The organism is Fibrobacter sp. UWB13 (genome assembly GCF_900177805.1).
Taxonomy (GTDB): Bacteria; Fibrobacterota; Fibrobacteria; order Fibrobacterales; family Fibrobacteraceae; genus Fibrobacter.
Genome location: NZ_FXAX01000001.1, coordinates 825898 through 837621 on the forward strand (window position 1 = coordinate 825898; position 11724 = coordinate 837621).

The window sequence follows — 11724 nt, forward strand, 5'->3', positions numbered from 1 at the left end:
CCCCAAAGGGAACCTTTCATAGCTATTTACCTTTCAATTATTTAATTACAACTCGCTGAATCCTATTATCAATTTTCAAGAGGTAATTGCCTGGGCGAGCGACAGACATGTTGAAATTCGTCGTGTACACTTGACCTTGCTGCAACACCTTGCCTTGCATATCAAACAGAGCATAAGCGGAACCAACGCGAGCTTTGGAAATCTGAATATTGTGAGCAATTACCTGAATTGAGAACTGAGGAGTCTTCGTTACAACAATCGCATCCGTTTTTTTGCTGGAAGAAGATTTAGCCTTTGAACTTGAAGAACTCTTGACAGAACTAGACGATGATTTTGGAGCGCTACTAGAACTAGACTTCACAACAGAACTACTGCTCTTTGCATTGCTAGAAGAACTCTTAACAGAACTTGACGAGGACTTCGGAATACTGCTAGAACTAGACTTCACGACAGAACTGCTGCTCTTTGCCGTGCTAGAAGAACTTACTGTCATTGAAGAACAAGATTCGTCATTGCGAGAACTCGAAGAGCTCGTAGCAATCTCTTTACTTGAAGAACTGGACGAAGAAAGCTGCATGATGCTGGAGCTAGACTCGTCAGCAAAACTGGAGCTACTACTTATTGCCGTACTATCAAATAAAGCCTTATAAGTAGCATCACCAGAAACCGCTACAACTTCTGGCGTCCAATTTTTGAATGTATAAGAGTACAAAGAAGTAGACGTTCTCGTCGGAACGCCCTCATACTCCGGAATAGCACCATATTTCAATTCAAATTGGGCATTCTGGGAAACATTAAATTCATTAACAAACTTAACTATATATGTATTGACTGTGCTATCAAATATAGCTGTATAGACAGCATCCTTAGTTACCTCGACTACAGCCGGATCCCATGCCTTAAAAGTATAAGTATATTGAGCAGAAGCCTCTCTTGTCGGGGTCACAGGTTTTACAATCTTTGCTACAGCTGTACCATAAGCATAAGAAGAATCCTTTAGCACTGTTTCATCATAATTTTCAAACACGACATTATACTTATTCACAACGCTATCAATAATGGCGTTATAAGTAGCCGGTTCTACAGCAGCGACAATTTCTTTATCCCAACCCGTAAAGCTATAAGTAAACTGTGCAGAATTTTCGGGCAAAGTAACCTTCGGCGCAGTCGGGACAGTGCCGTAAGCAACTTCATTAGACTGCAATTTCGTTTTGCCATTCATAAATGTGATAACAAAAGTCTTTATATTGTACTTTGCATCAACCACAGTATTTCCAGTTACTGAAATTTTATCACCAGATTTGCCAATAACCATTGAGCCATTATAGAATCCAGCAAAGTCGTAACCCGTGCTATCTGGAGCCTTAGGCAATGTATAATTCGAACCCTTTTCTAGAGCAACGCTATCAAGTGTAGTATTCCCTAAATGGATTGCAACGTACACCAAATCAAGAACCTTAACCGGCACCACAATTTCAGCAGAATTCGTATAGTTTTTCGTATCAGTCGGAACAAAAACAACCGCATAACCTTCATTTTCTAAAGCAGGCTTTGTCGTAGATGTTTTCCAAACAAATTCGCCATCGACATCTGCTCGACCTCCACTAAGTTCAGATGCAGCCAAAGTTAGTCCAAGAACAACATCACTAGCCTTGGGATTCTGGCTAATAACAGGTGTTGCCTTTTCAATCGTAAACGTTTTGGACGCAGAACCACTATAGTTACCCTTCATCGCTACCGAGACCGTAGCAGTTCCTGCATTTACATTGTTTTTGTATTCAACAGCATAATCTGAGACATCAAGCAACGCTTCGCCATTATAGACTTTGATTTCAGGAGTCAAGGCTCGACCTGTATAAGTCATGTTATCAATCGCAGCAATCGTTGGTTTTACAGCAACACCAGCAATTTCAAATTCAACAACTTTACAACCGCCATACGGCTTTATGCCACACACATTGATAGATGCGGTACCTGCGTTAATGTTATCCTTGTAGGTAACAGTATATTCTGTTTCATATTCCAAAGTTTCACCAAAAAGCGTAACCGAAGTCACTATGGGAAACTTTTCCTTACCATCGTACTTGATTCCTTCAAGTGAAGCTGTAGCCACAACAGCATTGGTTAAGGAATTGCTGTAAATTTGGAGGAACGGATACGAATCTTTTTGAATTTTCCAAGTATCGATAAAATTCCAATTTACATAAGTTGATTGAGTCTGCATTTCTGCAGTTGTCTTGCTTGGCAATCCCGAAACCGAAGCAGTTTCCTCACCGCCATCGATCCCCAAGCCACATTTCGTCTTGTCATAATACGATTTAGCAACCGAAAGTGAGCCGTTTACATAGCCCACAATGCAACCCGTATAAACGGGTTCATTTTCAATGCCCTTGACAACACCGCTAGCGTATATTTCTTCCAGAGTTCCTTTTGCATATCCAACAAGCCCTCCAATATAATAGTTCCCCACTTCATCGGCAGGGTCGCCATAATAACTACCCGTAATATTTCCATTTGCGTAAGATTGAGAAATTTTAGTACCGTCAAAACGACCAACAAGACCTCCCAATTTCGTGGTTCCCGAAACATCGCCCAAAGCCATGGATTTGCTTACAGAACCGCTATATTGATAGCCAACTAGCCCACCAAGGTTATCATTTCCTGCAGATGAATGATCTTCATCGCCAATGACATTTCCCATTGCGTACGAATTAGAAACATTGCCGTAGGCGCTACCAATAAGACCACCAACATTATCATCACCTTTTACATTCGCAGTCGAATAGGAACTATCGACAGCTGACTTTGCATACCCCACAAGACCACCGATCTGGTAAATACCTGTAACAGAATCACCTTCAAAATAAGAAACATCTATAGAGTCGCTAGCGTAACCAGCTAAGCCTCCAACGAAATTTAGACCTTTTACATATTTGGCATCTGCATTGGAATTGCGAATTTTGCCAGAAACAGAACCAGCAACACCACCGACATAGTCCTTAGTACCAAGTACTTCACCCTTAGAATACGAATTCGTAATAGAACCAGCAACAAGTCCAACCAAACCGCCAACATAACCATAGCCATTCACACTTCCATCGGCATGATATGACGAATCAACTAAAGCTACACAACCTGTTAAAGTACATGAAACATAACCAGCAACACCACCGACATAATTATAGCCGCTCACACTACCTTCAGTATGATAAGACTTATGAATACGACCACCTTTACCAACCAAACCTCCGACATTGTCAGTTCCAATCACATCTCCTTCAGAATACGAGTTCTTCACCATATAATAAGCATATCCAATCAGACCACCAACATAACTACCTTTCCCCGTCACTGTTCCACCAGTATGACTCGATAAATCAACCGAAATACCATTACCAACTAAACCTCCAACATAGCCAATTCCAGTCACATTTCCTTCAGAATACGAGTTTTTTACACTTGACGCAGTTTCCCCAATCAAGCCTCCCACGTAATGACCATTTCCTATTACATTCCCTTCAGAATGCGAATTTTCCACAATTGACGTCGTTTTCCCAACCAAGCCACCGACATAAAGACTACCACTAACATTACCACCGCTATGATACGCAGAATCAATAGTTCCTCCTGCATATCCGATAACTCCACCTACATAACTAGAATCACTTGAAACATATCCATTTTTATGATATGACGAAAAAATTTGCAAAGAAATATTAGAGTTATACGATGATGATTTATAACCGTAATTGGATTTTCCCAATAAACCTCCAACATATTTATCGCTGCCAACAACATTTCCCAACGAATAGGAGGCTCTTACGATTTTCACCAACATAGTTGTATTGGATGGCTGCCTATAAATAGAATCCAAGCCAACTAAACCTCCGACATACCCTTTTCCCTTAACATTTCCTATTGCATATGTATTTGAAGTTGTTATAATAGTAACATCTGACGAACCCGAGTAATAATATTCCGACATACCAATCAATCCACCCACATAATTTCCTGTTCCGACAACATCACCTTCGGAATACGAATTTTTTACACTTAATGAAGCATATCCAATCAAGCCTCCTACGTAACCAAAGCCTTGAACATTACCTTTTGTATGGTTCGAAGAATCCACAGAAGTTCCACTACCAACCAAGCCTCCGACACGATTACCAGTTCCCGTCACATTTCCTTCAGAATACGAGTTTGTCACAGATTTTGCTAATCCAACCAAACCACCAATAAAACCTCTGCCTTTCACATCACCTTTTGTATGATTCGAGGATTTTACAACAGCTGAAGTTCCTATACCAACTAAGCCACCAACATAATCTCCGGTCCCCGTCACATTTCCTTCAGAATACGAGTTTGTCACATTTGAAGAAACATTACCAATCAAGCCACCAACATAATCAGAGCCAAAAACATCCCCTCCAATATGATAAGACGATTCAACCGAAGCCGCACCACCAGCCAAGCCTCCGACAACGGGACCAGTCCCCGTCACATTTCCTTCGGCATACGAATTCGTCACAGAACCATCGGTATGTCCAACTAGACCGCCAACACCATTATAGCCCTTGACAAAACCACCAACATGATAGCTGAAATTTATTGAGCTATATACGGACCCCGCAACACCACCTACATGACCAGAAGATCCAATCACATCCCCTCCCTCGTGGTACGAAGACGTTATATATCCGTAAAAATTGGTATTGTATGTAGAAGAATAGGCTCCATAATTAGATAGACCTACAACACCTCCTACATACGACTTTCCATTTACATTTCCTTGAGAATGTGATTTTTTTATATATCGACCAACACTGTATTTATTATCCACACTTCTATATACAGAATCTTGTCCTATAAGCCCCCCAATACGATTTACACCGGTCACATTACCAATGAAATAAGAATTATTCAAAGTTGTTGTGGTAACACTCGTAGAACCGCTATAACGATAAAAAGACAAACCAATCAATCCACCGACACAATCTCCTTTTCCCGTCACATTTCCTTCAGCATACGAATTTGTCACAGAATCAGATACGTACCCAACAAGTCCACCAACATAACCATAACCATTAACATCTCCATTTACATGATATATTGAATTAATCGTTCCGTTAGCAAAACCAGCAACGCCACCAATATAGTTTGAATCACCTTTTACGGAACCTTCCGCATAACTCTTGGATATAGCAGAACCATAACCAACCAAACCACCTACATATTTTCGACCTTTTATATCACCAACAAAATAACTATTTGATTTATCCGTTCCAGAAATAGAACCTGTCGTGAAACCGATCAAGCCACCAACAGAATCTTGTCCGGCAACATTTTCCTTCACTGAACTTGTAGAAAGGCTACCTGTAAAATAACCCACAAGACCACCAACATGATTATTGCCAGTCACTCTAATTTCACTATGCACATTCGTAACAGAACCTCCTACTGCATAGCCAACAAGAGCCCCCACATTATCCTTTGCAATAATTCGACCCACTAAAACATCAAGATTACTTATCTTAACATTACTTGTATATCCCAAAAGACCCGCATAATCTTTAGTAGCATCGCTAATGTACAATCCATAAATTTTACGATTCTTTTTACCAGCAATACCATCGAATTCACCCTTGAACGGTCGAGATTTCGTTCCAATAGGAGTCCATTCAGCATGAGGAACACTAGCCCATGTTCCCGCCCCAGCACCGGCAGTATCATTCAGGAAAATATCCGCACCCAAAGTGATTGTTTTTCCGCTAAAATTAGAGGTTCCTTCATTTACCAACTTGGCAAGACCGGCAAGCTGTTCAGCTGTTGTCAAGTTGTAAGCTTGAGCACTCGACTCATACCATGAGACATCTGCAGTTCCATCCCAAATCTTAGGAGCTGCAATAACGAAACTAACCCAAGCAGCACAAAAAGCAATTATTTTGCTAAACGAATTCATTGATTCGAATCTCCTTAAAAAGCTCACTCAAACATAAAAAATTACGATACATTGTCAAGTTTTTTGTAATTTTGAGAACTTTTTCGGTCTGAAATGCGACGTAGACGACAAAAACCGACCCATGAGGACCGGTTTTATCAATTAAACGAGCTATAGAAGCTTACTTGAGAGCAAGCATCGTAGCAATATTTTCTTCAGAAACACCAATTGAACGAAGATAATCCGCCCTCTTGGCGTCAAGAGCCTCTTTTTCCGCTTCATTCCTTTCGCGTTCCCGTTCAACCCCTTTACGAACACCTTCATTAAAAAAGTGTTCACCAAAGGATTCGTAGCCCTTATTTTTCAAAGCCTCTGGACTATCCATCTTGATTACCTCGCTTTTGTAAGGCCACTTCCAGAAAAAGTACGAAAGCGACTGTTTAATAAAATCCCTACCTTCATCGGTATTCTGCAGCCTAAGCAAGTGCGCAGCCGCCTCACGAAAAGATATGGAAAACTTCTCTACATCAAAAATATACTAAACCGAGTGTCGCAGCGCAAGCTTGCTTGCTGCTATGACCGAGGTGCCGTATATTGCGCTTTAGCGCCAATATACTTCATCGCAGTCAGGGCGACAAGTGTGAACGGTGAAAATTCCTTCAGTTCAGCATCATCAATGGCATGTCCAACATCTAAAAATACAGCCTTGAAAGGATAGCCGATATCATGATAGAACTTGGGATATTCAGCATAATGAGTTTTCGCCAACGGATTCCATTCATCTTCACCATTATAGACAATGAAGGCAACCACAGGAACATCCTTCTTGCGTTCCAAGAACAAATGATGATAATATTCAGAAATTTGAAGAAGCACCTTATCCTTACTTGTAGACTTATGCTCTGCAATAATCCCTACATAGAGTCCCGTAACACCGCCATCCTTAAGATTGACCTCAAAAACTAGGTCTGCAGAGCCCGTATGCTTGTCGCTTGAAAAGTTTTCAGGAGTTCCACGAAGGGTTTTGAGATCTATGGTGTCCAAGAACTCTCTAAGCGAAGCGTTTCGCCGCGAAAAAAGCTTCAGCAGTTCAGCCATTCGCTCAGGATCCGCAAAAGCAAATCTAAAGTACCTATCATGAATAAAGTCGCTCTGTTCATCAACAGAATCCACGATTGCATTGAATTCGTGGGCAATGTCACGCGTCACAGAATCTGGAATTTCATTTTTAACCTGTTCATTTTCCAATGCCATAGCATGTCCTTTTTACGGTCGAGAACATCTCAAACCGCTTTATTAACACGCTTTTTTCGCAATTTTATTCCAGGTTTATTTCGTAAAATCTTTTAAACAATGCAAGAAATTATTTAAAGGCAGTATCTGTAGAAAGCCAACAAACCACCTATTGCCATGATACGAAAAATTTTATAATTCTTACTAGACAAGAGAGTAAATTATGCAAAACAAAATCAAGAAAGATATTCACGAAAACATGCCGCGCTATATCGACATGCTTTCGAGCCTGGTTGCCATTCCGTCCATCAGTTTTGACAATTTCGACCAGAAGTACGTTTTGGACAGCGCGAACGCCGTAAAGGCGATGTTTGAAAAAGCGGGACTCACGAACATCCAGTTTTTGACGCCGCCAAGCGGGCGTCCGAGCGTTTACGCCGAAAGCCTTACAAGCCCCAACAAGCCGACCATCCTTTTGTACGCTCATCACGACGTGCAGCCGCCCATGCGAGAAACTTTGTGGGACACGCCGCCGTTTACGGCCACGCAGAAAGGCGACCGTCTCTTTGGACGCGGCACCGCTGATGACAAGGCCGGCATCATCACGCATCTCGCCGCACTTGAACAGGTTCGCCGCGAACTCAAGGGCAACGGTCCAAACCTCAAGTTCATCATAGAAGGTGAAGAAGAATCCGGGAGCGCAGGCTTCGAAAAGATTCTCACGAAACATGCAGAACTCTTGAAAAGCGACGCCGTCATTATCGCAGACCTCGGAAACTTCGCGAAGGGAACGCCGTCCATCACGACGACGCTCCGCGGCATGAGCGCCATCAACGTGACGCTCCGCGCGACAAAGGCCCCGCTCCATTCCGGTTCGTGGTCCGGCCCGATTCCCGACCCCGCCCAGGCGCTTTGCCGCATGATTGCAAGCCTCACCGACAAGGACGGCAAGATTCTCATCCCGCATTACGAAGACGACATTATCCCGCCGACAAAGGAAGAGCTTGAATCTTACAAGTCGCTCGGCATGACCGAAGAAATTTTCCGCAACGACGGCGGCGTTCTCGAGCAAGTGAAGTTGAACGTGCCCGAAGACGAAATTCTGCTTTCACTGTGGCGCCGCCCGAGCATCATCGTAAGCACAATTGAATCCGGTTCCCGCGTGAACGCTGGCAACGTGCTACAAGACAGCGCCTATGCCCGAATCGGCATCCGCCTTGCACCCGGCATGGACGCCGTGAAATGCACCGACATGCTCGCCGACTTCCTCAAGGCACAAGTTCCGAACAACATGGAAATCACCATCGACAAGGAAGACGGCGCCAATCCATTCACGACCGACACGAATCACCCGTTCTTCAAAAAGATGAGCGAAGCCATGGCAGACGCTTACGCCTCCCCCACCAAATTCATAGGCTGCGGCGCAAGCATCCCAGGTGCAGAGCTTTTCCGTAACACGCTCGGTAACATCCCGATTTTGCTCACGGGCCTCGAAGACCCGGAATGCAACGCCCATGGCGAAAACGAAAGCCTTTACCTGCCCGATTTCGAAAGCGGAATCGTTGCAGAAGCGCTTTTCTTTGCATCCATTTCGTAAGGAGGATCTATGAAACGTAAAAGACTCGTCGTACTGACTGGCGCTGGAATCAGCGCAGAATCTGGTCTCCGCACATTCCGCGGAAACGATGGCATGTGGGAACACGAAAACATCGAAGACGTCTGCACACCGGACGCCCTCCGTCGTGACCCGAAGCGCGTCAAGGACTTTTACAACTTCTTGCGAAAGGGACTCCCCGAGCACGCTCCGAATGCGGCACACATCGCGCTTGCCAAGCTCGAAGAGCGCCTCGGCGATGCATTCTTGCTTGTAACGCAGAATGTCGACGACCTCCACGAACGCGGAGGAAGCAAGCGCGTTTTGCACATGCACGGCGACTTGATGAAACTCCGTTGCACAAAGAACGAGCACGAATTCGAATTCACGGGCGAAGAAACATTGGACACAAAATGCCCGATTTGCGGAAGCCCCGTGCGCCCGGACATCGTGTTCTTTGGAGAAACGCCTTTGTACATGGACGAAATTCAAGAAGCTCTGATGAATTGCGACGAATTCGCCTACATCGGCACTAGCAGCGTCGTGTATCCGGCAGCAGGGTTCAAGAGCTTTGCGAAATCCTACGGAGCAAAAGTCACTTGCTTAAATCTTGAAGCACCCTATGGCGACCCGTACACGGACGTCGTCATTCAAGGAAAAGCGACCGAAGTCGTTCCCAAGTGGTGCGAAGAATTTAAGTAGTCATTAGTTTTTAGTCATTAGTTTTTAGTTAATAGTTTGACGAATTTCACGATTATAATTCTATCGACTATTGACCAATGACTATTGACTATTTTTATTCAGCACAAAGTTTGCCGAGTTCATCTCGCTTTTCGAGAAGCTTCGCCAAGAGTTCGCTATAATCCATTTGCGTGCGATTACGCAAAAGTTCAGTAATCTCGACCGCAATCGTATAAAGCGGCGTCAGCGAGAGATTTCCGAGAACGCCCTTCAGCGCATGAGCGGCATCAAACGCACCATCCAGATTTTTAGCATCGAGACCCTGCTTAAGTCTGTCAAACACAGCATCATCGGGAATGGTCATCACGAGCTTCAAGAAGAGCGCTTCGTTTCCAAAGCAACGAGCAAGCCCTTCAGCGGTATTTGCACCAAACGAATTGAGTTTTTCAATAGTAATCACGATTTACTTCCTAGTTACGGCTTCACCTTCGAAGAACGAGACAAAGTCTTTGGGTGGAACGGGTTTTGAGAAATAAAAACCTTGAATAATTTCACATCCCATTTTTTTCAAAGTTTCTAATTGCGATTCTGTTTCAACACCTTCAGCAATCGAAGGCACATTCAGGAATTTTGCAATATCAATAATGAGCTTGACGAGCTTGAGATTACGTTCATCCTTTTCCATGTTACGGATAAAGGACATATCGATTTTCAAGATATCCACAGGAATCGACGTAATCATATTCAGCGAGGAATACCCTGCGCCAAAGTCATCAATTTCTATGCGGAAGCCCTTCCGACGCAGGTTTTCGACAACTTCAATAAGCCTTCCCGTATTTTCGGAATAAGCGCTTTCCGTCACTTCGAGCATCAATTCTTCTGGCGAAAGACCATTTTCAGCGCGAATGTTTTCTAGCTTGCTTTCCAGTTCTGGATCGAGAATATTGATGCGAGAAACATTCACAGATACGGGAATCGATGTTCCATGTTCTTCTTTCCAGCGACGGATTTGCGCGGCAGCTTCGTGCCATACATAATTATCAACCTTTTGAATGAGGCCATTTGATTCAAACAAAGGAATAAAATCACCCGGACTGATAAAACCTAACTTCGGGTGGATCCAACGCACAAGCGCTTCGGCACTTGCAAGGCGTGGCGTCGAGCCCACAACATTGTACTTCGGTTGGTAATAAACTTTCAAGTCCTTATTGGCGATAGCATCATCTAAATCATGAATGAGAGTTTCTTCGAACAGATACCTTGCATGCAATTCGTTATTATAATGGGCAAAAGATTTTGTAAAATCGCCACGATTTGTATTGCATGCTATTTTTGCACGGTCAAACCAGTCTTCAATTTCGTATTCACGGCTGACATTTTCCCAAATTCCATAGCGGAGGCGGATATTATTCATCTGGAAGAACTTGGAAATCACAGCATCGAGTTCTTCACGGAATTTTGAGTAATCTTCTTGGTGAGTGGCGAACACATAGAACGTATCGGCATCGGCGCGGCAAGCAATCGCATTCATCGGAGCCAGCAGCGCTTTCATGGTTTTACCAATTTTCGAAAGAACAAAGTTACCATAGGGGCGGCCACAAAACTCGTTTACCAAATGGAATTGTTCGATATCAATGACAAGGGCATCTCGAGGAATCAGCTTGCCCCAGCGTTCCATTTGACGGATGTATTCAAAGAAGTAGTCCTTGACAAAAAGCCCCGAGACACCATCGCGTTCCGTATGACGAATAAGATTTTTATCTTCGAAGAGCTCGACAATTCTTTCGCAGCGAGCAATCACAACTTCGGGAAGGCTGAAAGGTTTCTTAATAAAATCTGCGGCACCTAGCTTAAGACATCTTATTTCATAATCATTTTCCGATGTCATCACCACAACAGGGATTCGCTTTAACCGGTCACTAACAACTCGGCGTTCCAAAAACTCAATCCCGCCCATCACCGGCATCATCAAGTCGAGAAGTACAAGCGAATAGACCGCGTCGGGTTCCATCAGCTTATCTAGGGCAATCTGCGCATTTTCCGCGTAATCAACGGCATAAGCCTTTGAAAGCATATTGCCCAGTATTTCTCGGTTAATGAATTCGTCATCTACTACAAGTACACGACGTCTAATAGCTTCATCCTCTCTTATGGTATTCATTTGTAACCACACTCCATTTTTTTATTGTCAAATTTAAACAATAGTTGACTAAATTCAATACGTTATTTTCATTACATTTGTAATTATTACACATGACATATTGTGTCATCGATA

The 11724-nt window shown here is 43.4% G+C and carries 7 protein-coding genes; 2 read left to right on the plus strand and 5 right to left on the minus strand.

Annotated features, from left to right (window positions below; translation table 11 throughout):
• Positions 1 to 37: 37 nt before the first annotated feature.
• The 3 genes from B9Y77_RS03490 to B9Y77_RS03500 all read right to left on the minus strand — a co-directional run bounded on the left by B9Y77_RS03490 (position 38) and on the right by B9Y77_RS03500 (position 7195).
• Entirely contained in the window at positions 38 to 5962 is a 5925-nt protein-coding gene (locus B9Y77_RS03490) for a GLUG motif-containing protein (protein ID WP_085490482.1), read from the minus strand.
• Positions 5963 to 6122: 160 nt separating this feature from the next.
• Positions 6123 to 6425: a hypothetical protein gene (locus B9Y77_RS03495; protein ID WP_085490483.1), complete on the minus strand. Its 303-nt coding sequence runs from the start codon at positions 6423 to 6425 to the stop codon at positions 6123 to 6125.
• Between the two features lie 89 nt (positions 6426 to 6514).
• The gene (locus tag B9Y77_RS03500) at positions 6515 to 7195 is read right to left on the minus strand and encodes an Rpn family recombination-promoting nuclease/putative transposase (RefSeq protein ID WP_073424082.1); all 681 of its coding nucleotides are present in this window, start codon (positions 7193 to 7195) and stop codon (positions 6515 to 6517) included.
• 202 nt (positions 7196 to 7397) lie between these two features.
• Between B9Y77_RS03500 and B9Y77_RS03505 the strand changes: the two genes are divergently transcribed.
• Complete coding sequence (locus B9Y77_RS03505; protein WP_085490484.1) at positions 7398 to 8771, plus strand: M20/M25/M40 family metallo-hydrolase; 1374 nt, start codon at positions 7398 to 7400, stop codon at positions 8769 to 8771.
• A 9-nt stretch (positions 8772 to 8780) separates the two neighbouring features.
• Positions 8781 to 9470, plus strand: a complete 690-nt coding sequence (locus tag B9Y77_RS03510; protein ID WP_085490485.1) for an SIR2 family NAD-dependent protein deacylase — start codon at positions 8781 to 8783, stop codon at positions 9468 to 9470.
• 94 nt (positions 9471 to 9564) lie between these two features.
• Here B9Y77_RS03510 and B9Y77_RS03515 read toward each other — a convergent pair whose 3' ends face one another.
• Both B9Y77_RS03515 and B9Y77_RS03520 read right to left on the minus strand, forming a co-directional pair.
• Complete coding sequence (locus B9Y77_RS03515; RefSeq protein ID WP_085490486.1) at positions 9565 to 9909, minus strand: Hpt domain-containing protein; 345 nt, start codon at positions 9907 to 9909, stop codon at positions 9565 to 9567.
• A 3-nt stretch (positions 9910 to 9912) separates the two neighbouring features.
• The gene (locus tag B9Y77_RS03520; protein WP_085490487.1) at positions 9913 to 11610 is read right to left on the minus strand and encodes a putative bifunctional diguanylate cyclase/phosphodiesterase; all 1698 of its coding nucleotides are present in this window, start codon (positions 11608 to 11610) and stop codon (positions 9913 to 9915) included.
• Between the last annotated feature and the right edge of the window lie 114 nt (positions 11611 to 11724).